Raw genomic sequence first — 24,688 nt, 5'->3', positions numbered from 1 at the left:
GCCAACCGGAGCCGTCCATGACGTTCTCGCGCGCCTTCCCCGCCCATCGCCCACGCCGCATGCGTCGCGACGCCTTCAGTCGCCGCCTGATGCAGGAGCACACGGTCTCGACCAACGACCTGATCCTGCCGGTGTTCGTGCTCGAGGATCCGAACGGGCGCGAACCGGTCGAGTCGATGCCGGGCGTCGAGCGACTTGGTATCGAGAACCTCTCGCGGCTGGCCGAGCAGGCACTGGAACTGGGCATCCCGGTGCTGGCCCTGTTCCCGGTCACCCCGCCGCAAGCCAAGTCCGAGCACGCCGAGGCGGCCTACGACCCGGACGGACTGGTCCAGCGCACCGTGCGGGCGCTCAAGGAACGCTTCCCGGAACTGGGCATCATGACCGACGTCGCCCTCGATCCGTACACCACCCACGGTCAGGACGGCATCATCGATGCCTCCGGCTACGTGCTGAACGACGAGACCGTCGAGGTGCTGATTCGCCAGGCCGAGTCCCACGCGTCGGCCGGTGCGGACATCGTCGCCCCTTCGGACATGATGGACGGGCGCATCGGCGCGATCCGCAAGAACCTCGAAGCGACCGGGCACATCCACACCCGCATCATGGCCTACAGCGCCAAGTACGCATCGAGCTTCTACGGCCCGTTCCGCGACGCGGTCGGCTCGGCAGCCAACCTCGGCAAGGCGGACAAGACGACCTACCAGATGGACCCGGCCAACGGCAACGAAGCCCTCCACGAGGTGGCCGCCGATCTGGCCGAGGGTGCCGACATGGTGATGGTCAAGCCGGGCATGCCGTATCTCGACGTCATCTACCGGGTAAAGGAAACACTCGAGGTCCCGACCTTCGCCTACCACGTCTCCGGCGAGTACGCGATGCTCAAGGCCGCCGCCGAGCGCGGCTGGCTCGACTGGGACAAGTGCATCATGGAGACCATGACCAGCTTCAAGCGTGCCGGCGCCGACGGCGTGCTCACCTACGCGGCCATGGACATCGCCCGCCAGCTCAAGTAGCGATCCGGTCTCGGCCACCGCGACCGGCAAGCCGCCCGATCTGCCGGTCATGCCACCGGCCGAAGGCGGTGATCGCCACCAGTGCCCCGAGCAGCGCGAACGCCATGTCCGACTGGGCATCCCAGGGATCGCCCTGCGTGCCGAGAAACTCGACCGCCCCGCCACCGGCGACTACCGCTACGCCCCACTCGATCAGCTCATAGACGGCGCTCACCGTCATCGCGACACAGATCGCGAGAAAACCGATCATCCAGGTGCCACGTGCAAACCGGCCGCGAATCAGAATTTCACGGGCCAGCAGCGCAGGTACCAGTCCCTGGAAGAAATGCCCGATCTTGTCGTAGGGATTGCGGGACAGGTCGAACCAGGCCTGGATCTCGAAGCCCAGCGGCACGCGGGCGTAGGTGTAGGCCCCGCCGTAGATCAGCACCAGGGCGTGCAGGAAAACCAGCCCGTAGAGCAGCGGGGTAAGCGGGAATGGCTTGCGGGTGAACCACAGGATCGGCAGTGCGATCACCGCCGGGGCGACTTCGAGCACCCAGGTGGCGCGATCGTGGGGATCGATGCCCGAGAGCAGCAAGGCGACGAGCACCAGCACGGTCCCGCCAGTCAGCAGCCACCGGTCGTTCTCCACCACCATCACGCACCCTGCCCCGGTGCCAGCGACACGTTACCCGCCGCATCCAGCTCCCAGAAAGGGTTCTGGGCCACCTCCCAGAGGTGCCCGTCCGGGTCGGCGAAGTAGCCCGAGTAGCCGCCCCAGAACGTCGCCTGCGCCGGCTTGGCTATCCGCCCGCCGGCCCGCTCGGCCGTGGCCAGCACCGTGTCGACCTCCTCCCGCCGGCGCACGTTGTGCGCCAGGGCAATCCCGGCAAAGCCGCTGCCCTGCGACGACGGCACCCCGGCATCGGCGGCAAGCGCCTCGCGGGGATAGAGGGCGAGGACGATGCCGTTGAGCTGGAAGAACACGACCTGCTCTGCGGCACTGCCGACCGTCCAGCCAAGCCCCTGCTCGTAGAAGGCCCGCGAGCGGGTCAGATCGGCCACGCCCAGGGTGATCACGCTCAAACGTTGCTCCATCCCCCGCCCTCCCGACGATTGCCGGCTATCGTGCCGACGACGAGCGCTCGCGGATTGCGCCCAGGATCAGTTTCGCCAGATTGCGGTCGACCAGCGGCTTGTGCTCCGGGGCGATGCGGGAAGCACGCATGGCCTGCCGACCGATGCGCAGCGAATACAGCGCCACAGCCACGCCCTGCCCGGCCCGGGCGCCAAGGTTGACCATCAGGTTGGAGGCCCAACCTTCACTGGCCGAATCGAGCACGGTCTCGGTGGCCGAGGCAAAGGCCATGTTCTGCAGGATCATGCGATAGAGGCGCAAGCGGGCCGGGAACGAGAGCGTCAGCCCGTAGATGCGGGCGATGGCATTGACCATCCGCGCATTGCGCCAAGCCACCAACAACAAGTCGAGCGCGGGATAGGGACTGGCAGCAATGAACAGGCCAGTACGCACCACTTCGCGATGGATCAGGGCTCGTGCACGGGCATCCTGGTCGGCGTAAGCACGCTCGAGCGCCACCACCAGTTCGGTGGCGTGGCTGCCGGCATCGATACCGAGCAGGGCCCCCTCGAAGGTCCGTCGTTGCGGGTTGTCGGCGAGCAGGTGCTCGGCCGCTTCACGCAGTTCGACCACCGACTCGCCCATCTCGCCCTCGCGTTCGGCCTGCGCCAGTCGACGATTCAGTCGGGTGATGGCATCGATCTGATGCCGCTGGCGCCAGGCCCGCCAGACAAGCGCCAGAACAATCCCGCCCACGACCACCCCGATCGCGAAGATCACCCAGCCCAGCGCCGGATGAGCGGCGTGCGCCCACCAGATTGCCTGCAGCCAGTTGATGGTGACCCAGGTGACCGCCACCACACCCAACAGGGTCGCTACCCAGGGAAAACCCCGTCGGGGTTCGAGCAGGTCGGCCATCTCCTCGGCCGACTCCTCGTCATAGAGGGCCTCGGTATCGATATCCGGCACCGAATTCCCCTGGGCGTGGATACGAGTGGTCAGATGACCACCTCGGGGTGGTTGCTCATCGCTCATTGAAAGCTCCGGAGACTGTCTGTGTGAATACGTGGGTTCATTGATCGGCGCTCAGGACTCGCCGATCAGGAAATCGAGCAGGGCATCGACTCGCCGGCCGGGGAACGACCGGGCCCGATCCAGGCCGGTCGGCGGCGCCAGCGTGGGCAGGTCGTCGATGGCCAAGTCCAGATCATGCGGCATCTGCTCGGGGATGGCCGGCGGGGTGAAGGCTATCTTCTGCCGCGAGCTCTTCTCGGTACCGACCAGCATGGGGCGACCGCGCGCATCCTCGCGCGGCTGCGCGGCGGTGACCGCCGACACGGCGAACAGGCGCAGCTCGATGTCCTTGCCGGCCAGCCGCTGGGTCAGCTCGAACAGGTAGCTGTCGAGCAGCCGGGTCAGGCGCGCCTGGTCGGCGGGCAGCAGGTGATCGATCTGGGTGGCGACGATCGCCACCCGGCGAATGCGGCGCCCGAACAGGTTGCCCAGCCAGTGCCCGTCGCGGTAGCGGAACGGTTCGAGGATCGATTCGAGCGCCGCGCGCATGTCCGCGAGTGCCGACCGACCGCTGCGCAGCGCCCCGAGCAGGTCGACCAGGATTACCTGCGCATCCAGTCGACCGAAATGGGATTCGAAGAACGGCCGCGCGATCCGGTCACGGTAGTAGGTGAAGTGACGCTGGCAGACCTCGCCCCAGGAGCCCTCGGGGTAGTCCACCGACGCATCGGCCCCGACGCCGGGCAGGGGCAGGAATGGCATGGCATCCGGATCGAAGCCCTCGCCCGGCATCAGCCAGCGACCCGGCAGGTTGCGCGACAGGCGATGCGGCGGCAGACGACTGTCGGCCAACATCATCGACCAGCGACCGGCCAACGCCTCCAATCGCTCGGGATCGAGCGGCGCGGCGGGATCGATTGCCTGCAATTCCTCGAGCAGCCCGGGCGCGATCTCCCGGCGCGGGCTACGTGCCAGCCAGTCGTGCCAGTGGGCGCTGTACTCGGCAAACGTCCAATCGAGTAGGGAGAGATCCAGCAGCCATTCTCCCGGGTAGTCGAACAACTCCAGGCAGCGTCGCCGTGGCCGCAGCGAATACCAACGCCGATCGTAATCCAATGTCAGGCGGGCGATCGACCAGTCACGGGTGGATTCGGGCCAGCTCGGTGGCTGACCGGTCAATGCGGTCAGGGCGTGGTCGTAATCGAAGGCGCGCTCGATCTCGCGGTGCCAGCGACCGTGGCGAATCGCTGCCAGGCCGGACTGCTCCGACAGCGCGCCGCGCCGGGCATTCTCCAGGTGATTGATGATGGCCGTGATCAGGGTCGACTTGCCGGCACCGGACAGGCCGGTAATGCCGATGCGTGTAACCGGGCAGCCCGCGAGTGACGGGGTGGTCGATTTCTCGTGGGCCGTCGATGAATCGGCCTTGGATGGATCAGCCATGGAGCGATCAGCCTGGGAGTCGTTGGCCATAACTGTTGGGGCCTTTCATTTTGGGGCCACCGCCGGGGGCCGCCCGGCGAGTGAGGCAGTGTCACGATGGTAGACGAGCCGGCCGGAGCGCCCAAGTACGGCGCATCGGGAGGCGGTTTCGACGCAATTTGCAGACACAGCCGACAAGCTCGCATCGACGCCCTGAATGGAAGGACTGGCGGTCGTCGCCGGGCTGCATTAAAATGGTACCAATTCAGTTCGGTATTAGTCTTGACTAACTTTCGCGCGGGCGGGGCAACTCGCCGGTAGCGAGGCTTGACCGCGACCCCGACAAGGCGACGATCACCCGATGCACAATCCACACGCCAAGCTGCTGCGCATGGTCACCACCGCTTCGGTGACGCTTGCCCTGACGCTGATCGCGCTCAAGCTCGCGGCGAGCATCACCACCAACTCGGTGAGCATGCTCGCCTCGCTGATCGATTCGACCATGGACCTGCTCGCCTCGCTGGTCACGCTGGTGGCGGTGCGCATCGCGCTGCAGCCGCCCGACGAGGACCATCGCTACGGGCATGGCAAGGCCGAGCCACTGGCCGCCCTGGCCCAGGCAACCTTCATCGCCGGCTCCGGCGTGTTTCTGCTGATCGAGGCCCTGCAGCGCCTGATTCGTCCTCAAGAGATCGACGCGGTCGAGTGGGGCGTGGCGGTGATGATCTTCTCGATGGTGGCAACGCTCGCCCTGATCACCTTCCAACGCTACGTGATCGTCAAGACGCGCTCGCCGGCGATCAAGGCCGACGCTTCGCACTACAGCATGGACTTTCTGGTCAATGCCTCGACCATCGCCGTGCTGATCCTCGCCGGCTATGGCCTGAACTGGATCGACCCGATCTTCGGCGCCCTGGTGGGCATCTTCGTGCTCTACAGCGCGTGGAAGGTCGGTCGGGAGGCACTCGATCACCTGATGGACCGGGAGGTGCTCGACGGCACCGAGATGCGCATCGCGCAGATCGCCACGGCTCACCCGTCGGTGCATGCCGTCAACCAGATCCGCACCCGCCTGGCCGGGCAGACGATGATCATCCAGCTATACCTGTATCTCGACAATCACATCGATCTCAACCGCGCGCACCAGATCGGTGACGAGATCGAGGCCAAGCTGCTACGCACCTTCCCCGGTGCCGACGTGATGATCCACGAGGAACCGCTCTCAGCCTGGGAGCCGGGTTGCGGACCATCACCAATGCGGGTCGAACCGCTCACCGCCCGGCGCCCGCGCGCCGGCCAGTGCGAGACCTGTCGGGATCTGACCGATACCCGCCCCAGCCTCTGGCGACGCCTGCCATTCGTGCGACGTCTGGGCCGCAGTCCCCTCTGACGGGAAGACCCCGCACCGCGGTAACCAGCGCCCTCATCACAACAGCAACGAAAAAGGCCGGCATATTTGAATTGCCGGCCTTCGTACGTTCATGACGTCGATATCGCCTCAGGTCTTGAAGCGATTGACCAGCCCGTCGAGGTTGGCCGACAACCGCGTGAGGTCACCACCCGCGGTGGATACCTGCTGCGAGGCATCGTCGAGCTCCTCGCTCTTGGCGCGGATGCGCTCGAGGTTGCGATTGACCTCTTCGACCGTGGCCGACTGCTCCTCGGCGGCGGTGGCAATCTGCATGGTCATCTCGTTGATGTGATTGACGTGGCGCACCACCGCATCCAGCGACTCGTCGGTCTCGTTGACCGCCTCCAGCGTCGCCTCGCCCTGTGACTGGCTGACTTCCATTGCCTCGACCGTCCGATGCGCCCGCTCGCGCAGGCCGTCGATGATGCCCTTGATCTCCTCGGTGGACTGTTGCGTGCGGCTGGCGAGGTTGCGCACCTCTTCGGCCACCACCGCAAAGCCCCGGCCCTGTTCGCCGGCTCGGGCCGCCTCGATAGCCGCGTTCAGGGCCAGCAGGTTGGTCTGCTCGGCCACGCCCTGGATCACGTCGAGCACCTTGCCGATGTCCTTGGTCTGCGACTCGAGCTCGCCGATCGACTCGGCGGTGTTGCGCATCGAGCCCATCAGCTCATGCACGGTATCCATCGAGCGCTTGAGGGCCTGCTGACCGTTGTGCGTGACCTCCTCGGTCTCGTTGGAGGCACTCGCGGTCTGGTTGGTGTTCTCGGCGATCTCGCGGGTGGTAGCGGTCAGCTCCTCGATCGCCGAGGCCACCATCTGAGTCTGCTCGTTCTGCTCGTGGGTGCTCTCGCGCGACTGGCGCGTGATCATCGACATTTCCTCGGCCGAGGCGGCGAGCTGGCCAGTCGAATCGGTGATCTCGTGGACGAGGTTGTGGATGCGCTCGACGAAGCGGTTGAAGGCGCGGGAGAGCTTGGCGAACTCGTCGTTGCCGGTCACCGGCAGTCGGCGGGTCAGGTCACCCTCGCCTTCGGCAATGTCCTCCATGGCGCGAATCACGCGATGGATGCGGCGGGTAAAGGTCGCCATTACCAGCACCAGCAGGAAGATACCCACGCCCAGTGCCACGGCACCGATGAACAAGGTGGCCGCGCGCGCCTCGAGCATGTGGTCCTCGGCCGCCTCTGTACGTGCATCCTCGCGCTCCTTGGCCGTGGCGATCAGCGACTGGATGTTCTTGCGGATCTGCTGCCAGTCCGGATGCTCGTCCTGCACCAGGATCTGCTGGGCGCGCTCGATATTGCCGGCATCGACCTGGTCGAAGACCGCCAAGCGGGCCGCCATGACGCGTTCCCAGCGGGTCTCGATGTCATCGAGCAGGCCCTGGGCCTCGGCGTTGTCCGCCGATGTGAGCGAACGGGCCTCGACCAAGGCGGCACGCACCACTTCGTCGGTCTTGCCGGCGACCTTGATCGCCGCCTCGAGATTGGGACGGAAGACCTTGTTTCGGGTCGCCACACCACCCAGCAGGCCGTTGCTCATGATGTCCTGCAACGCCTCGACACGGGCGTTGTCCTCCAGTTGTACGCGCTTGTATTCCGCCGAGACGGAGTCCATCTGGATCAGCGCGTAGCCGAGTGCGCCGATAAACAGCACGGCGGACACGGCAAACGCCAGAAGGATCTTGGTGGTGTTATTCAGCCGGTTCATTACGACTCCTTGAGACCGATGACTTGCGATAATTTCTTTCGATCGATTTTTCGGCCGAAGCAGGCAAACCTTTAGCCTGCCCACGCAAATTAGCGAACCCTTATGCAAAGGGCGCCAGAAAGCCGTTTTGGCGAAGGTGAATTCAAAGGCGGAGCAGCGTACACTGATCGTGCGCCGAGCATATTCACGGCTAGTGATATGCCCATAAACACACGTTTCGACGGAGGAGGCATCATGGCCGACTCGGTATCCGCCGCCGGCAGCATGCAAACTGCCATGGCGAACGCACAACTGGCACAGGAAGTGGGTGTGCGCGTACAGAAACAGGCGATGGACACGCAGGAGCAGGCAATGGCGCCGCTGATCGAGTCGATCGGCCAGAGTGGTGGCCAGACCAGCACCGCGGCCAGCGATGGTCCGATCGGCGGCCAAATCAACACCTACGCCTGATCCAACCGGCCATTGGCCCACCGCGCTAGCGGTCTAGGAAACTCTGCGCGAACGCCATGCCACTCTGGCCTGGCGAGCCGTTCGTGATCAAGGCCCGATGTCGCGGACGTGCCGGTGGCCACGTCAAGACATCGCAACGCGGAGCACGGGCGACTCGCCAAGCCCCGTAGGGCGTGCCTTGAGCCGGGCATCTGCTGCGTTGTCGTCCTTGGAAAGAGAATGACTCTTCCGCGGCGGACGAGCGCCTTGCATCTGCCCGGCTCACGGCACGCAGTGCGGCATGGCATCCGCGCAGAGTTTCCTTAACCAACGGTTCCGTCATCCCCGGCCCCGCCGGGGATTTTTCGTTGCCAGCCCCTCGCGAGGCCCTGTGGACGACATCACCCTTCTTCAATTGCTGCTGGCCAACCTCGCCATCTTCGCCGGCGCCTTTCTGCAGGGGCTGGCCGGTTACGGCATCGGCACCCTATCGGCGCCGTTGCTGTTTCTGATCAGCCCGCTGTTCCTGCCCGGCCCGTTGATCCTCAACGCCGTGCTGCTGACCGTCCTGATCCTGTGGCGCAGCCGCTCGAGTCTGAGTTTCCGCCCGGTGCGATTCGCCATTGGTGGCGACATCGTTGGCACACTGTTCGCCGTCGTGACCCTGGCGCTGCTCACCGCGCGGGGCTTCGAACTCGCCTTCGGCATCCTCATCCTGCTCGCCGTTGTCTTGAGCGTGGTCGGCATCCATCCGGCCCTCAATCCGCGCAACAGCGTGATCGCCGGGGCCGCCTCGGGCTACATGGGCACCATCACCGCCGTGGGTGGGCCGCCAATCGCCCTGATCTACCAGAACGAGCAGGGCCCGTTGGTGCGGGCCAATCTCTCCGCCTTCTTCCTGTTCGCGAGCCTGGCGAGTGCCGTGGCCCTGTTTTTCAGTGGTTTCATCGGTACCCGAGAGTGGTGGCTGTTCGCCACCCTCCTGCCCGGCACACTGGCCGGCTTCCTGGCCTCGGGGCGCCTGGTCAACCGCATCCCCTTCGGCGCCTTGCGCCCGATCATCCTCGGCATCGCGGCGATCGCCGGGTTGAGCGCCATCATCAAGGCCTTACTGCCCTGACGTTCGGCATTACCCCCGCTACAATGCCGCTCCCTGAGAGAGCAAACCGCCGTCATGACCGATCCGATCCCATCAACCGCCCCTGCCCCGACGCCATCGCCCAGCCCCTGGCGCTTCTGCATTGCCCCGATGCTTGCATGGACGGATCGGCATTACCGGTTTCTCGCCCGCCAGCTGAGCCGGCACGCACGGCTGTACACGGAGATGGTGACCACCGGCGCGCTGTTGCACGGGGATGTCGAACGGCACCTGCGCTTCGATGAAAGCGAGCACCCGGTCGCCCTGCAACTGGGCGGTTCCGACCCGCAGGCGCTGGCCGAGGCGGCGCGGATCGGCGCCGAGTGGGGCTATGACGAGATCAATCTCAACGTGGGTTGCCCCAGCGACCGGGTACAGAACGGGGCGTTCGGTGCCTGCCTCATGGCAGAACCCAACCTGGTGGCCGAGTGCGTTGCCGCCATGCGCGGGGCGGTCGACGTGCCGGTGACGATCAAGAGCCGCATCGGCATCGATCACCAGGAAACCTATGATGAATTCCGTGAATTCGTCGACATCGTCGCCGACCAGGGTGGTGCGGAGGTATTCATCGTCCACAGCCGCAAGGCCTGGCTGAAGGGGCTTTCACCCAAACAGAATCGCGACGTGCCACCCCTTCGACCCGAGTTCGCCACGCGATTAAAGCGGGAACGTCCGGACCTGACCGTGGTGCTCAACGGCGGGCTGACGGAGATCGAGGCGATGCGCGCCGCGCTCGCCGAGGTCGATGGCGTGATGGTCGGCCGGGCGGCCTATCAGAACGTCGGCCTGCTGGCCGACATCGATGCGGCCCTGTTCGACGACGGGAAAACCGCCGACCGGCTGGCTGCGCTGCTGGCGTATCGAGACTACGTGGCAGCCGAGATCGCCCGCGGCACCCGTCTGCCCACCCTGATCAAGCCGATACTGACCCTGTTCCAGGGCCGCCCCGGCGCGCGTGCCTACCGCCGCCACCTGAGCGAACAGTCACCGCGACGCGTCGATGATCCGAGCGTGATCGACGAGGCGATTGAGTTGCTCAGCTAATTGCGTCGGTGACCTCGGACGGAAAGCCCATCCAACTCGAACGCGTTGCCGAAACCGTTCACGTAAATGCCCACCCCGGGGTGAAGACCCAACAGATAGAAATCGCCCAGCCCGCACAGCAGTTCCACTGTCTTGCCGTGGCGCTTTTGCAGGGCGGCGGTGATGACCGCAAAGCGCTCGTCCTTGCGGTCGACAGCCTCGACCCGCACCGCCCAGTGGGCGCGTTCGCGGGCGAAGGGATTGCGGGTGGCCGACTGGTCGGCCATCAGGGCCACACTCGCTACACCGGTCACAGGTGCCCGGATTCGGACTCACCACGGCATCCGGCTGTTCAGACAAACCTTCAGCGACTTTCTCGAGCAGTGACGCGCAACTGCGATTCGCGGGCGCCGGCCCCGGCTGTGCGGCGACACACGACCTACGCGGTCATAAACATCGAGACCCTTGCGCGCCCCTGGGGGCCCTCTTCGCTCGCCGCGAGCTAGGTTACCAGCACGGCCCTGGCTCCGAGTCCGGGCAGACGGTGGTCTCGTCGGTGCGCACTTCCTCGAGTTCCGCCTCGACCACGTCGGCAAAGCTCAGGTCGGCACCTTCCAGGCGGACCCCAGACAGCACCGAGAAGAACAACCGTGCATCGTACAAGTCCACGCCCTGAAGATTGGCGCCGCTGAGGTCCGCGCCTTCCAGAACGGCGCTATCGAGGCGCGCGTCGATCATGCTCACCTCATGCATGACAGCCCGGGTGAAATCGGCGCGAGTCAGATAGGCGCCATCAAACCGCGCCCGGCGCATGTCTGCTTCGGCAAAGTTGACGCCGCCTAGAATCGCACCGCGAAGATCGGCATCCACTAGGCTGGCGCCACGCAGATCGGATGCGGTAAGGGTGACCTTTCTGAGGTCGGCATCGTCCAGGTTCGCGCCTCGCAAGTCCGCGCCCAACAGGTTGGCGCCCTCGAAGTGGACACCGGAGAGGTCGCATTCCACGCAGGCATTGGTGTTCGTCAGCTGGTCTTGCGGCTCCGCGAGACAGGCCGTGCTTGCCGCCCCAAGAATCATGACTGCCGTTGCAGCACGCCTGATCATTGTGTCACCTTGGTGAAACGGGCCTGAACCGGCCCTTCTCCCTGCATGCTCACCGTCACGGCAACACGAAGGTCATCAGCATCGCGCAGGTCAGGGTGGCGACCTGACAGCTCATTGTCCCCTTCCGGCGCGAGTGTCACCGACAGCCTGCGATCGCCCGACGCGATCATGGCCCGGCCTTGAGCCCCGCTCGTGGGCTGCGGATTGTCGGCATGGTCGGTCACCCATATGCGTACCCGCTCCTGTTCCACCAGCAGTTCGAGGTGATACTGCTCCGTGGCCCGTAGCATCCCGCCGTGCGTGCCCTCGAGTTTCGGCTGGTGCTCGTTGCCATGGGCCCACGTCAGCGAAACCATTGCAATGCTCATCCCTAGAACGAGTATCGCCCCCTGCCAGGGGCTGATCAGTTTGCGCATCTCTACCCTCCTCTTGAAAGAGAACGGAGGCGGCGAGAACGCCGCCTCCGTTACCCACTACACCGAAGTGCTGAGCGACGACTTGAGGTCCTCCCAACTCTCGGGAAACACTACGCGCTGGTGGTGACTGCCGGGACTCGACAGACGCGCGACGATATCGCCCGTATCTCTGTCGATCACCAGCCCCGACTGTCCAGCCTGGTGACCGACATACACCGTGGTGATGCACTTGTTTCCACACCACAGGTTTCGCAACTTGCGTGCCAGTGCGAGTGCAGTTCCAAGTGATTGACCGCCTGTGAACGCAACGCGGACCGGTTTCACGGGGAAACGGGATCCCGAACTGGCGAGCCTCGCCTCGTTCCGCACTGAAACGGTCGCGACCGATCGCGCAAGGTCAGTCGTCCTCGATTACGCCGCAGTACATGCGAGCACCGCCCTTGCCGTGCTGATGAGCGGCATGCTCGGCGTAGCGATCCGCTCCGTGATGGATCAACAAGGAGCGCCCCTGAAACTGCGCCACCTTGGGCCGCGGCGCCAACGTCGGAACCCGGGCTTGCCCGTTGCTCTCGACGACCAGCACGGGCAGGTCACCCAAGTGCCCGGCTCCGTACGGACCGGCGTGCTGACCCGTGCTCTCAGGGTCGTAATGGCCTCCCGCGGCTCCGGCCGCGACCATGTGCCCGTGCTTGCGCTGCGGCCCGCAGTCCGGGTTCTCGTGCACATGCACTGCGTAAGGCCCAGGGGCCAGTCCATCGAGGTCAGGCATCATCAGCAGGCCGTGATCGCCGTCGCGCAGGGTGATGTGCCCGACCTCTCCGCCCACCCCCTCGGCATCGACTTCATGCAGGGTGACGGTTACCTCACCGGCACAAACCTGTGCGGCCGCCAAACTCAGGGCCGCAGCCGTCATTGCCAATACACGCTTGTTCATATTCGTCTCCTACTCGTTGTTGCGAGAGTGCCGCGGTTCTGCCACGGCATTCGAAGGGGACCTTGATGGCAAACCCCCAACGCTCGTTGAAGTTCACATTCACGATGCCCAGCAGGTTGCGGTTAAGCGTGTGCTACTCGTCATGATGGCGAAGCACCTCGCCATCGCCACCTGCTAGGGGCTGGCCGGTTTGCGCATGTCTGCCCTTCTATTGAACGAGAACGGAGGCGGCGAGAACGCCGCCTCCGTTAGCACTACACCGAGGTGCTGCGCGAGGACTTGAGGCCCTCCCAGCTCTCGGGAACCACCACGTGGTCGTGGTGACCGGCAGGACTCGGCAGACGCGCGACGATTTCGTCCGTATCCGCGTTGATCACCACCAGCCCCGACTGTCCGGCCTGGTGGCCGCTGTACACCGTGGTGATGTACTTACCGTCCACCGTGCAGTCGCAGGTGTGCGGGTCCGGGCCGGTATCCCACTGGGCCACCACCTTCCAGGTCTTCGGATCAACCTTGCAGATATAACCGTTGTTGGGCTTGCGGGCCCAGATGGTGAAGAACACCCAGCGAGAATCGGGCACGTTCCCCATGTGCAGGGGCAGATACTTGCGCCCAAAGCCCTCGACAAAGGCCTCTTTCTTCCATTTGAGCGGATCCGGATCCGTCGAGCGGAACACCGCAATGTTGTTCTGCAGCACGTTGTTGCACGCCAGGAAGTACTCGCCGCTCGGCGTGAATCCGGCTTCGTGCAGGGGCGTCAGCACCGACGGCACCGAGTAGGTCCAGGTGGAGCCCTTTTGCTTGACCTCCGGGAAGGTGTCGGGAGAGCCCTTGGCCGTGGACAACAGCGCCACCGGCTCCCAAGTCTCGGTATTCACGATGACACAGCAGCCCAGACGGCGGATGAGGATCGCCCCCAGCGGCAGCTCCGGATGCCAGGTCCAGGCGTCGACGAACACCGCCGTGGGATCTGCCGGCATGAGTTCTTCGCCCAACATGGCCTCGTGCGAGGTCTTCATGCCCTTGCGTCCGAGCAGATCGAACTTGCCGGTGGAGCTGTCCGGGAAGATGTGCGAGACGTGGAGCTGACGGGACACCGGGTCGTAGTCACATTTGAAGGCCTTGACGATCTTCGGATCGTCACCCAGGTCGGTGATCAGGACCATGTCCTTCTGGCCGTCGGCGTAGGCGACATACTTGTTGGCATTCTGACCGACACCGATGGAAACGTGCACACCCAGGCCCATGCCGGTGGCTTCGGACACGTCAGAGACGACGCTGATGCGGTTCTGCTGGCCGCTGCCGTCATAGCGCATCTTGTACATCTTGAAATCGCCCCGATCACGCCACTCCGGAGAGTTCTCGTTGACGTAGGGCGCACCCGGGGGCTGCATGGTCTGGTAGAAATCGAAGCTCTTGTACGGATCCGCCGACGGCATGGCGGCGATATGGTGAGGGATCGGCATATCCATGCCGTCTAGCCCGTAGTTGTACCAGGCCAGGGTCTCGGGCGCCGACAGGTCGAGGGCCGACACCGTGCCGCTGTACTTGCCGGGAAGGAGCACGACATTGCCCTTGAACTTTTTAAACAGCTCGTGAGTGCCCTCGCCCCGGGCATCGTGGACCGCCCCGAATGCCGGAGAGGCCCCCAGGCCGAGCCCCATATGTCCCGCCACGCCGGCAGCGCCGGTGGCCAATGTCCCTCGCAGAAACTGCCTTCTGTTCATGCTCATAATGATTACTCCGTTCTTATATACAGGTGCAAATTCAGATCTTTCGCTTGTTCCAGTCCTGGCTGCCGACGAACACGTTCTCCACTGTGCCGTCCGCCTTGACCACCACCACGGTCGGCAGACCGCGGATGCCCAGCCGATTGGAAAGGCCGTTCGGTGCGAAAACGTTATTGGGCGCAACGAACATGGGGCTCTTCAAGCCCTCCTCGTGCTTAATCACCCGCAGCGTGCGAGCCGTTTCCTTGATCTTGTCACCGCCTAGCAAAGCGGTGCCGACCTGATCGGTGTTCAGGAACAAAAGCTGCGCGGAATTGGTATCCACCGCCTTCTCGAGCGCCTTAAGTTCCCCCACCGAGGCCGGAACGGCGCTGATGAAGAGCGCCAGGACGGAACGCTTGCCGTCTAGCTGCTCAGCAAGCTCCACCGGCTTGCCGTTGGCATCGTAGAGTTCGATATCGGTGGGGAACGGGTCGCCTGCTTTGAGTCCGTCGGGGAATACATCGCCGCCCACTTCATCTGCAGTGGGGAAGGCCCCCTCCTCCTGTGCCGACAGTGCCGGCTGGGACAGGGAAAAGGCGAGCAGCCCCGCGAACGTGGCGGCGCCGAAGACGCCGGAGCGCCTCTTGGCCGCACCAATGAGCGTGCGTGCACGCTTCTCAGTGTTTTCTGTCATATCGCATTCCTCCAATGGATCGATCTTGTTGATGCGTGGCCCGTTCTGCCGCGTCGTATGCAACGGTCCGAGGCCGCGCACTGATCTTTGAAGCAATAGCTGTGCCAGCGCCCGGAAAGGCCCTGAAAGGCCCGGTACAAGCGCGTATCGGCGGGTATGGAGGCCAGGAACCGTGAACCGGTTTCAGCAGGTGTTCCGGGGTGGAACGAGGAAGTCGAGGCGGGGGCGAAACAGACGTTCCGGGTTGAAACAGACGAAAAGCGTTACTACTTGTCCTATCTGGCCGGGTTGTCGTTGAGGCCGTAATGACGGATCTTACGCCACAGCGTAGTGCGGCCGATGCCGAGCTCCCGGGCGGCTTCGGACAGGTTCCCGAAGCGCTGCAGCGCAGCCTCAATGATCATGCGCTCGGAATCGGCGAGATTGTAGCCCTCATCGGCGAGCAACGCGGCAGCGCCGGGTACAGACGCAGTGTCCGCATCCGCCAACTCTTCGGGAAGGTCATCGATGCCGACTCGGCCGCTTTCATCCGCGAACACGGTCATTTGCTCGATGAGGCTGGCCAGCTCGCGGACGTTGCCTGGATAGTGATAGGAGAACAGACGCGCCCGCACCTCATCGTCCAGCCGCACCCGCGGCCGACCGTGCTTCTCGCAAAATTCGCGGGCGAAGCGGTCGACCAGCCTGTGGAGATCATCCGGTCGCTCGCGAAGCGGCGGCAGGTGCAAACGGACGCCGTTGATCCGATAGAACACGTCAGGACGGAACTCGCCATTCTCGATCAACTGGCGCAGGTCCCGGTTTGCCGCGGAGATGACGCGCACATTCACACGGGTGTGGCGGTTGCAGCCGACGCGGCGCACCTCCTTGTCCTGCAGGACCGAAAGCAGTTTCGCCTGCATTTCAGGGGAAAGGGTGTCGATCTCGTCGAGAAAGATAGTGCCGCCGTCCGCTTCCTCGAACAGCCCGGCCCTCGACTGTGTCGCTCCGGTGAAGCTGCCCTTGACATGACCGAACAGCTCGCTCTCGATGAGTTGCTCCGGCACGCTTGCACAGTTGAGACTGACGAACGGCCCGTCCCGGCGCGAACTCCGATCATGAACCAGCCGGGCCAAATGGCTCTTGCCCGTGCCCGTCTCACCGCTGATCAGAACGTTGATATCAGTGGCGGCCAGGCGATCGACACGGATCAGTAGCGCCTTCATCTCGGGGCTCTCGGCTACCATGCCTGCGTCCTTCTCATCCTGTGTCCGCTCGCCGGCACCTGGACGCTGGTCCCGCAACGCGCATGCCTCGCGGATCTTCTCCAGAATCTCATGCTCCTTGAATGGCTTCTTGAGATAATCGAAGGCCCCACCGCGCATTGCTTCGACGGCGGACTCGATCGAGCCGTAGGCGGTGATCAGGATCACGGGGATCTCGGGATGGCGAGCGCGCACCTCGTGCAACAATTCCGTACCGGACATGCCGTCCATGCGCAAATCGGTGATCACCACATCATGGTGCCCGCTCTCCAGAACTGCGAGGGCCTCTTTCCCACTCACAGCCTGGCTGGCTTCCATCCCGGCGTTCTCCAGGAGCAGGCCCAGGCTGCGACGCAGACTGCGCTGATCGTCGACGATCAATACCCTAATCATGCCACCGCACCTCCGACTTGACTCGGTTCGCCGGACTCTCCCGCGGACGGGTGCGCGGAATGCTGAGCGCGAAGCAGGTACCTCGGCCCGGTCCACCGAAAATGCGCAGCCGACCGGAGCACGTCCCCACCAGCTGGCGGACGATTGCCAGGCCGAGTCCCGCGCCGTGGGAACGCTGCGAGACGAAGGGCTCAAAGATCTCCTCGCGTCGGTCCGCAGGAATACCAGGCCCATCGTCCTTGACCATGACGTACGCCCGCTCGGACCGTACCCGCACCGAGATCTCCACTCGGCCTTCGCCCTCGATAGCCTGTGTAGCGTTTAGCAGCAAATTCGAAAGCACCTCGTGAAAACCATCGCTGTCGAGCAGAACCGGACCGGACTGCCCGCGCACATCGAGTGCGATCCGGATCGGGAGCTGTTCCTGCGCAATATGATGACGTATACGCGCAATCGCCTGTTCCGCAATCCGGACTGGATAGGCGGCTTGCGATGCCCGTTCACGGGGTTTTCCGAAGCTGAGGAAATTTCCTGTCAGGCGCTCCAGCCGTTGTACCTCTCCCTCCACGATCTCCAGGGCATCGCGGCCCTTGGCTTGCCCCGCCACACTGCTTCGCAGCACGGCGAGGCAGTTCTCGATTGCTCCCAGCGGGTTTCGCACCTCGTGCGCCACGCTGGCGGCCATTTGCCCCAATACGGCCAGACGCTCGGCGCGCAGCTTCTGTGCCTCGGCCTCGCGCAGTTGGCAGTTCGCATCTCTCAGGTCCTTGTAGGCGCGGCTATTGTTGACAGCGATGCGCACGCTCTCGGCGAGCAACATGCCCTTGTCCAGGGTCGGCCGGCTGTAGGCGACCGGCTCTTTGCGAAGCAGCACCATCACGCCCGCCAAGTCATCGTCACGGCGCAGCGGGAAGGCGGCCGCCGCCCCCCAGTCGCAGGTCGCGCTGGCAAATCGCAGTGGCGGCGGCCCTTCACCCTTGTGCAGGAGCGCCACCGGCTGCCCCGTACGCAGAAGCTGTTTGAGCAACGTCCGTCCGCCATCGCTGTCGGCCCAGTGCAAGTCGGCAGCTCCTTCCGCGGCCTGACCGCTGGCGAGAATGCACTGGCTCGCGATGGACAGGTTCTGCCCGCCGCGCAGGAATACAATGGCGGCATCACTGCCCAGCAATTGCGTGCTCTCACGGCACACGCGCTCGAGCACATTGTCCAGCTCCAGCGTCGAACCGAGCATGGAAGTGACCTTGAGCAGCGAGGTGCGAAAACCGATCGCCTCGACGCGATTCTCGTCGAGAATGGCGGTGTAGATGATCGGACCGATCTCTGCCGCCAAGTCAGAGAACAGGCTCGACGGCACACCACAGGTCGCACCTTCGCGCATGTGGACCGTGAGCATGCCGAACACCCTGTCGTTGGCCCGCAGGCTGAGCGTGAACGGGCCGCTCCCTGGGCGACACACGTCCGAGACCGTTTGCTGCAGCTGTTTTTCGCTCACGGCACGTACCGTCCAGGCCAATCGCTGGCGATCGAGTCCACGCTGCAACTCGGGGACTTCATCGTCCGGGACGCTCAGAATCAGTTCGTAAGCGTCCGCATCGATGAAGTTGGACAGAGCCCGCCCAATGACTTCCGTGGCATCGCGCAGGTCGAGACAATTGATGGCTTCGCTCACCATGCGGTTGCGGATGGCGAGTTCGCGGTTGATGACCTCCTTTTCGACGTTGGAGTCGCGCAAATCGGTGTGCGCCCGGGTCAGCTCGCTTCTCGAACGTTCCACGGCACGCAGCGCCATGACGAGCCCCACCGCGATGACGACCAGGATGCCGAGATAGAAGACCGCCTTGACCAGGTGCCAGCTCCACCATGCCATGTCCCACAAGAACGAAAAGCGGAATAAGTAGACACTCTCAGCGAACAGCAACATCAGCCCCGAGGCGAGCATCGCCACCAAATGGTGCGTCGCACGGTAATAGACGAGACAGGCCGTCGCGGTCACGGCAAACAAGGCGCCCGCCAGTTCGTGCAGGCGCAGGGCGCCGATTGGGAAACTCTCCTCGACCCCGGTTGCGCTTCCGGTCAGGGTGCCGATGAACAGCGCTCCGCCCACGACCACCACCGTCGAGAGGAAAAGCCACTGCGCCGTCATGGTATTGCGTCGCCCCGATGGCTCCCGGGTGAAGTGCACAACCACGCCGGCCAACATCAAGCCTCCACCGATCACCGCCGAGAGCGTATGCAGCTTGATGAACAGCTCGGTCTGTTCGCGCGGAGACGTCGCCGCATGCCAGATATCCAACCCGCCCATCGCCGCAAAGGCGAACCCGAACACGGCCAGCGAAAGCTGCCGGTACTGGTGGGAGAGGGAAAACAACAGCCCGGCGATCAGCAGCGCCGTTAGCCCGCAGAAGGCCTCGAGACTGGTGTGTGCAATGGAGTCGACGTAGCGCAGGCTATGCCCGTCTCCGTACCAGCTCACGAACAGCGCCGGGCCGAGCAGGAGAATCCCGACCCAGAGCAGAAACCACAACTCCGGCTTGAGTCCCAGCCTAATCGGCCGCAGCCAGTTTGCGTCTTTGGTGTCGATAAGGTTCAGCATACCGGGCGGCGCATCGGCTCTATCCTCCAAGCGTCACAGGTTACCTTACCCCAGGGCGCCACTGGCGCTAACACTGCCGCTCATGCTTGCGGAGCTGCATCACGCTCACACAGCTCGGGTCGACGGGCCACCAGCCAAGCGTAGCCCGCAGGCAGTATGAACAGGTTGAGCGCCGTGGAACTGATCATCCCGCCGAGAAGCACGATGGCGAGCGGGCGCTCCAGCTCCTTGCCCGCCGGATCACCAATCAGAAAAGGAAGCACGGCGAGTGCGGTCGTCAATGCGGTCATGAGTATGGGCAGCATGCGCTGACGCGCGCCACGGATCGCCAGCGCACGCGGCCCGACCCCGGGCTGCTCGACGCTGAGGCGCGTATAACGCGCCAACAGCAGGACGCTGTTGCGGGTAGCGATCCCGAACAGCGCGATTAGCCCGATGATCGAGGGTACGTTGAGCGTCTCGCCGGCGAGCGCCAGAGCGGCGAGGCCACCCAAAAGCGCGAACGGCAGATTGGTCATGACCAGCAGTGCAAGACGCACCTGCTTGAAGGCATAAAGCATCAGGGCGAAGATCAGCAGCACGGCCGCCGCGCCCGACAGCATCAGGTCGCGGGTCGCACGCTGCTGGCCTACGTAGTCGCCGCCGAATACGAGCGAGTAGCCGGCGTCGAGTTCCACTGCCTCCGCCAGGCGTTCCCGCGCTTCGCTCACGACACTGTTCAAATCGCGACCTTCCACGTTCCACTGCACCACGGCCCGGCGCGCGCCGTCCTCACGTTTGATGACGTAGGGCTCGCGCACGGGGTTCAGCTCGGCGACCTCGCGCAAGGGAACGATGTCGCCATCCGGCCCGCGAAGCGGAAAGGCGCCCAGTGCATCAATGCTGTCGCGGCTTTCCGCATTCACGCGTACCACGAGGTCGTAGGAGCGGTCGGCTTCCAGTACGGTGGACACCGCGACACCATTGAAGGCCTGCCCCGCCTGACGAGCGATCTCCCCGGGTGTAAGGCCGTAGGCCGAGGCAGCCTCCCGATTCACCCGAATATCCAGCCCCGGAGCGGTAATCATCGGCTCGGCCATGAGGTCGACCACGCCCGGCATATTGCGCACGGCATCCAGCACCTCCGCCTGCTTGCCTTGGAGGACCTCCAGCTCCGGTCCGTAGATCTTGACCGCGACCTGCGCCCGCACGCCGGAGAGCAATTCCTGCATGCGATGGGTGATGAACTGTGAGACGTTCACCTGAACTCCGGGCAAGTCGGCGAGCGACTCACGAAGTTCTTGCATCACCCCGGCCACATCACGCACCTCCGGATCGACCGTCACGTCGAATTCGCTGAAGTTGACCGGCTGGGCGTCTTCATCGAGCCGCGAGCGACCGGCGCGTTGCACCACGCTGACCACGCCCGGCACGGCACTGACCCGCGCCTCGACCTCGCGCCCCATGCGGAGGTTCTCGTCCAGCGACGTGCCCGGCATCATTGTGGTGGCGATGACGATGTTTCCTTCGTGGAAGCCGGGCAGGAAGGAGCGGCCCAGTCCGAGCAAGAGCACCAGCACGCCGACAAGGGCGATCAAGCCCACCGCCAGCATTGCACCGGGCCGCCGCACCGTCCAATGCAGGCCGCGCCGGTAAACACCTTCCAGCCGTCGGGTCAGCGGACTGACCCGATGTTCGTGCGCGGCGCCGCGACGATTCAGGAGGTAGTAGCAGAGCACCGGAATGAGCGTGAGCGCGACCAGCAACGAGCTACCGATGGCCGCCAAGTAGGCCACTGCCAGCGGCATGAAGATGCGCCCCTCGATCCCTGACAAAAAGAAGATCGGCATGAAGGCAACCACGATGATCAGCGTCGCGAACACCACCGAGTTTCGGATCTCGCGGGACCCCTCGTAAATTACCCGCAGCAGCGGCTCCCCGTCGTCTGCGGTGCGGCTCTCGCGCAACCGGCGAAGGATGTTCTCCACGTCGATGATCGCATCGTCGACCACCTCGCCGATGGCGAACACCAGGCCACCCAGGGTTAGGGCGTTAATGCCGATCCCCATCGCCCAGAGCACCAGCACGCCCATGAGGAGCGAGGCGGGAATCGCCACCAGGCTGATGACTGTGGGCCGCCAGCGCACCAGAAACAGGAACAGCACCAACGCCACGATGATCGAGGCGTGCAACAAGGCCTCGCGTAGGTTCTCCACGGAGCGATCGATGAACGAGGCCTGCCGGAACACATCCGTCACCAGCTCCACATCGGGCGGCAGGTTCTCCGCCAGGCGGGCCAGCGTCGCTTCCACTCGCTCGGTGGTCTCCAGGGTGTCCGCCCCCCATTGCTTCGAGACCGTCCCGACGACGGCATTGGCGCCGAACATTTGCCCGTCGCCGCGCTTGATCTCTTCACCGAACTGCACCTCACCGAGATCGCCGAGGGTGATCGGACTGCCCTCACGCATCGCGACAGTGCTCGCGCCCAGATCCTGAAGTCCGCCGAGACGTCCGTCCACGCGCACGAAGTACTCTTGTTCCCGGTTGGGATAGACGAACGCTCCCGCGCCAACGCGGTTCGCCTCGGTCGCCGCGTCGACCACATCGGCGAACGGGATATCGAAGGCGTTGAGCTTGAGCGGATCGACCATCAGCTGGTACTGCTTCACGCCCCCGCCCACGGCCACGACCGAGGCCACGCCGGGCTCGGCCAGCAAACGGTTGCGAAACTCCCAATCCACCAGGCTGCGCAGCGCCAGTGGATCCGGCTCGGCGGACCAGTCGACGAGCGCGAACTTCAGCAGCCAGCTAACCGCCGAGGTGACCGGCATCATCTGTGGGGCGTCGATATCGCGCGGGAGTTGATCCTGGACCAGCTGGATGCGCTCCTGGGTGAGCATTCGGGCCCTGTAGACGTCGGTGTCGCCGCCAAACACGATGACGATTCGGGAGAGTCCCCCGGAAGAATCGGAGCGTAGCTGTTCGACGCCTTCCATGCCGCTCAGGGCCACTTCCAGAGGCCGGGTGACCAGCAATTCCACGTCGGCAGCGGAATAGCCCGGGGCTTCGGTCTGGATCTGGACCTGCGGTGGCGCAAATTCGGGGAAGACATCTACAGCCATTTGCGTGGCGGCCACCACTGCCGCCCCGCCCACGACGATGTAAACCAGGAGCACGGCCAGTCGGTAACGCAAGGCCCAGGCGATGATGCGATCGAACATAGGATGCCCTTCAACTCAGTGATCGTGATGGTCGTCCAACCCGGCCCCGTCCCCGAGACGATAGGCCCCTTCCAACAGCGTCTTCCCTCGCGTCACGACCCGCTCGCCGGCGGACACTGCATCCGCCAGCGACCAGCCGCCCAAGTAGTCCCTGATAGTCAGCGTCCTGCGTTCGTACCGGCCTTCGCTGACCTCGACGAAGGCGATCGGCCCCGTCCCTTGGCCCATGACAGCGTCGCGGGGCAGCCAGCCCCCCTCCTCACCGCGGGTCAGCAATTCGAGCCCGACCAGGCGCCCCACGTCCAGCACGTTTGGGTTCTCAAGATCGACGAGAAAGCGCCCCAGGCGGTTGGTGGAGTCCACCGCCGGAACGCTCTGCGTAAGCGCCAGGTCGTGCATTTCTCCGTCGTCCGCGCGGACTCGGACACGCGTCTCATCATTAAGCGTGGCCAGGGTATCGGCGTAGACCGATCCTTGAAGGCGACGCCCGCCCCCATCGACCACGATTCGGGCGAGCGGCGAGCCGACCACGACGAAGCTCTCCATGGCGCGATCACCGGCGCGGACGATCTCGCCGGGCGCCACGAACACCTCCGAGATCACGCCCGAGACTTCGGCGCGCACGTCCAAATGCTCCACTGCATCCTTGCGTGCTTCCAGGGCGAGAATGTCATCCTCGGCCATCCCCCACCAGCGCAGATTCGAACGTGCATCGCGCTTGTAGTTAGGGAGCCGCCCCTCCTCGCGCAATGTCTCCTTCAACTCCTCGTTCTCCAACAGAGCGAGATAGGATCGCTGGGTCAGAATGAACTCGGGACTGTAGATGGACGCGATGAGATCGCCCTTTTCGACCCGCATCCCGGGGCGGACATGCACCTCGGAGACCTGCCCGCTCAGATAGGCGTTGATGTCGCGCACGGCGCCCGGCCGCGGCACCACGCGGGCATAGGCGGGGACCCGCGCTTGCGGGGCACGGTTTTCGACGAGGACGGTGCCTATGAGCGATGACGCCACCTCGACGACGGGCCACTGCCCGCCGTCATCCGTTGAACTCGGGAGTTGCCCGACGTCCGTCTCCTCGACGGGCGCCTCGGGTTCATCGTGGTGATGCTCCTCGCCCTCGGCGAAGGCCCCGCTGTCGCCGTGAGCGAGCACCGCCGGCGGCAGGTTCGTCAGCGCCAGAACAAAGAGTCCGCAGAGCAGTTTCCTGCCGTCCAACTGCTGGAGCACACTCATGACTGCCCTCCGATGGAGACCTGCAGCCGCGCCCCGTCGCGCAGCAGGGCTATCCCCGGCCCCGGTATCGGCGTGAGGCGCACCAGACGGCGTTGATTGGCCGGGTTCACGATGCCGGAGACCTGATCGACCATGGCCCGAAGCGGTTCACGGCCACCGCCATTCGTCACCCAGAGCGTCGCCGGACTCCCGGGCTGCATCTCGCGGCTCTGCTCCGCAGGAATTTCGGCCTCTACGATGATGGAAGCGCTGCTTGCGACGCGGAAAACGGTAGTACCGGCAGTGCTGAAAAGACCGGATGCCGCGCCGGCGTTGACGATTTGGCCGTCGACCACCCGGATGTCGAGAATGTAGCCGTCCACCGGCGACTCGATGGGCACGCTCGTGAGCGGTTTGCGCAGATCCTCGATGAGCTGGACGCCGTCCTCGGAAAGGCCGCGCCACTCCAGGTTCATCCGCCCTTCGATCAGCTTCTCCTCGGAGGTCAGGCTGATCTGGGCGATGAGCTGTATGTTGCGAAAGGTTTCGAGATAGGTGCGCTGTAAGGTTTCGAGCTCGGCGCTCTCGAACGCGGCCAGCCTCTCGCCCTCGCTCACCTTCCGGCCGACGAAGATATTTTCGAGTCCGGCGACCCGCGCGTTGACCTTGAGCACCACGTTCTCGATGTGCTGCGGGTCGAAGCGGACCGTCGCCGGGAACCGCCGTTGCCGAGGCTCCATGGCAGCCGGTCCGGTCTCCTCATGATGATGGTGATCGGCCGCAAAACCACTGGTATCGGAGTGGGCGTGCGCGGACCCGTGCCACGCCAAGCTCACTGTCAAGATCAGAGCCACGCGCTTGTTCATGCTTCCTCCTCTTTCCACACCACAGGTCTTGCAACCTGCGTGCCAGTAAGAGTGCAGCCCCCCAAGTGGTTGAACGCCCGTGGATGCAGCGCGG

General features: G+C 64.5%; 21 protein-coding genes. 5 read left to right on the top strand and 16 right to left on the bottom strand.

The window, feature by feature from the left end:
- Positions 1-17: 17 nt before the first annotated feature.
- Positions 18-1,016: a porphobilinogen synthase gene (gene hemB / locus D5687_RS03390; protein WP_125198359.1), complete on the top strand. Its 999-nt coding sequence runs from the start codon at positions 18-20 to the stop codon at positions 1,014-1,016.
- On the opposite strand, the gene D5687_RS03385 is transcribed toward hemB, so the two are convergent.
- Genes D5687_RS03385 through D5687_RS03370 form a run of 4 tightly spaced genes read right to left on the bottom strand, consistent with a single transcriptional unit; the run spans position 1,009 to position 4,533 of the window.
- A complete protein-coding gene (locus D5687_RS03385) occupies positions 1,009-1,656 on the bottom strand; it encodes a DUF2238 domain-containing protein (protein WP_125198358.1) in 648 nt (215 codons plus the stop codon). The two genes, hemB and D5687_RS03385, sit on opposite strands and share 8 nt — an antisense overlap.
- A complete protein-coding gene (locus tag D5687_RS03380; protein ID WP_125198357.1) occupies positions 1,656-2,096 on the bottom strand; it encodes a VOC family protein in 441 nt (146 codons plus the stop codon). Before D5687_RS03380 ends, D5687_RS03385 begins: the two co-directional genes overlap by 1 nt.
- 25 nt (positions 2,097-2,121) lie before the next feature.
- On the bottom strand, positions 2,122-3,111 hold the full coding sequence (locus D5687_RS03375) for a DUF697 domain-containing protein (protein WP_125198356.1): 990 nt from the start codon (positions 3,109-3,111) through the stop codon (positions 2,122-2,124).
- A gap of 51 nt (positions 3,112-3,162) precedes the next feature.
- A complete protein-coding gene (locus tag D5687_RS03370) occupies positions 3,163-4,533 on the bottom strand; it encodes a YcjX family protein (RefSeq protein WP_158611729.1) in 1,371 nt (456 codons plus the stop codon).
- Positions 4,534-4,873: 340 nt separating this feature from the next.
- On the opposite strand from D5687_RS03370, the gene D5687_RS03365 reads away from it, so the two are divergent.
- Positions 4,874-5,902: a cation diffusion facilitator family transporter gene (locus tag D5687_RS03365; protein ID WP_148097303.1), complete on the top strand. Its 1,029-nt coding sequence runs from the start codon at positions 4,874-4,876 to the stop codon at positions 5,900-5,902.
- Positions 5,903-6,010: 108 nt separating this feature from the next.
- Here the strand turns inward: D5687_RS03365 and D5687_RS03360 are convergent, their stop codons facing one another.
- Positions 6,011-7,633: a methyl-accepting chemotaxis protein gene (locus D5687_RS03360; RefSeq protein ID WP_125198354.1), complete on the bottom strand. Its 1,623-nt coding sequence runs from the start codon at positions 7,631-7,633 to the stop codon at positions 6,011-6,013.
- Positions 7,634-7,867: 234 nt separating this feature from the next.
- Here D5687_RS03360 and D5687_RS11240 point away from each other — a divergent pair, with 234 nt between their 5' ends.
- From D5687_RS11240 to dusA, 3 genes are all read left to right on the top strand, one after another.
- Positions 7,868-8,083, top strand: a complete 216-nt coding sequence (locus D5687_RS11240; protein ID WP_158611728.1) for a YjfB family protein — start codon at positions 7,868-7,870, stop codon at positions 8,081-8,083.
- A 370-nt stretch (positions 8,084-8,453) separates the two neighbouring features.
- Entirely contained in the window at positions 8,454-9,182 is a 729-nt protein-coding gene (locus D5687_RS03350; protein WP_125198352.1) for a sulfite exporter TauE/SafE family protein, read from the top strand.
- A 54-nt stretch (positions 9,183-9,236) separates the two neighbouring features.
- A complete protein-coding gene (gene dusA, locus D5687_RS03345; protein WP_125198351.1) occupies positions 9,237-10,244 on the top strand; it encodes a tRNA dihydrouridine(20/20a) synthase DusA in 1,008 nt (335 codons plus the stop codon).
- Here the strand turns inward: dusA and D5687_RS03340 are convergent.
- The 11 genes from D5687_RS03340 to D5687_RS03290 all read right to left on the bottom strand — a co-directional run bounded on the left by D5687_RS03340 (position 10,241) and on the right by D5687_RS03290 (position 24,594).
- Positions 10,241-10,510 carry a hypothetical protein gene (locus D5687_RS03340; protein WP_125198350.1) on the bottom strand — a complete coding sequence of 90 codons (270 nt, stop codon included), beginning with the start codon at positions 10,508-10,510 and terminating at the stop codon, positions 10,241-10,243. The genes dusA and D5687_RS03340 overlap by 4 nt on opposite strands.
- A 220-nt stretch (positions 10,511-10,730) precedes the next feature.
- Positions 10,731-11,327, bottom strand: a complete 597-nt coding sequence (locus tag D5687_RS03335) for a pentapeptide repeat-containing protein (protein ID WP_125198349.1) — start codon at positions 11,325-11,327, stop codon at positions 10,731-10,733.
- Entirely contained in the window at positions 11,324-11,743 is a 420-nt protein-coding gene (locus D5687_RS03330) for a hypothetical protein (RefSeq protein ID WP_125198348.1), read from the bottom strand. Before D5687_RS03330 ends, D5687_RS03335 begins: the two co-directional genes overlap by 4 nt.
- 397 nt (positions 11,744-12,140) lie before the next feature.
- On the bottom strand, positions 12,141-12,677 hold the full coding sequence (locus tag D5687_RS03325) for a superoxide dismutase family protein (protein WP_125198347.1): 537 nt from the start codon (positions 12,675-12,677) through the stop codon (positions 12,141-12,143).
- A gap of 254 nt (positions 12,678-12,931) precedes the next feature.
- The gene (locus D5687_RS03320; RefSeq protein WP_204742124.1) at positions 12,932-14,404 is read right to left on the bottom strand and encodes a twin-arginine translocation signal domain-containing protein; all 1,473 of its coding nucleotides are present in this window, start codon (positions 14,402-14,404) and stop codon (positions 12,932-12,934) included.
- A gap of 40 nt (positions 14,405-14,444) precedes the next feature.
- Positions 14,445-15,083, bottom strand: a complete 639-nt coding sequence (locus tag D5687_RS03315) for a TlpA family protein disulfide reductase (protein ID WP_125198345.1) — start codon at positions 15,081-15,083, stop codon at positions 14,445-14,447.
- A gap of 275 nt (positions 15,084-15,358) precedes the next feature.
- Positions 15,359-16,708, bottom strand: coding sequence for a sigma-54 dependent transcriptional regulator (locus D5687_RS03310; RefSeq protein ID WP_240031403.1), 1,350 nt, complete (start codon positions 16,706-16,708; stop codon positions 15,359-15,361).
- Positions 16,709-16,712: 4 nt separating this feature from the next.
- Entirely contained in the window at positions 16,713-19,313 is a 2,601-nt protein-coding gene (locus tag D5687_RS03305) for an ATP-binding protein (protein ID WP_125198344.1), read from the bottom strand.
- Between the two features lie 80 nt (positions 19,314-19,393).
- The gene (locus D5687_RS03300) at positions 19,394-22,513 is read right to left on the bottom strand and encodes an efflux RND transporter permease subunit (RefSeq protein ID WP_125198343.1); all 3,120 of its coding nucleotides are present in this window, start codon (positions 22,511-22,513) and stop codon (positions 19,394-19,396) included.
- Positions 22,514-22,528: 15 nt separating this feature from the next.
- Positions 22,529-23,749, bottom strand: coding sequence for an efflux RND transporter periplasmic adaptor subunit (locus D5687_RS03295; protein ID WP_125198342.1), 1,221 nt, complete (start codon positions 23,747-23,749; stop codon positions 22,529-22,531).
- On the bottom strand, positions 23,746-24,594 hold the full coding sequence (locus tag D5687_RS03290) for an efflux RND transporter periplasmic adaptor subunit (protein ID WP_125198341.1): 849 nt from the start codon (positions 24,592-24,594) through the stop codon (positions 23,746-23,748). Before D5687_RS03290 ends, D5687_RS03295 begins: the two co-directional genes overlap by 4 nt.
- Positions 24,595-24,688 lie beyond the last annotated feature (94 nt).

Origin of the sequence: Guyparkeria sp. SCN-R1 (assembly GCF_003932495.1) — a bacterium.
In the GTDB taxonomy this organism is placed as follows: domain Bacteria; phylum Pseudomonadota; class Gammaproteobacteria; order Halothiobacillales; family Halothiobacillaceae; genus Guyparkeria.
This window is presented reverse-complemented; position numbering and strand designations above follow the sequence as displayed.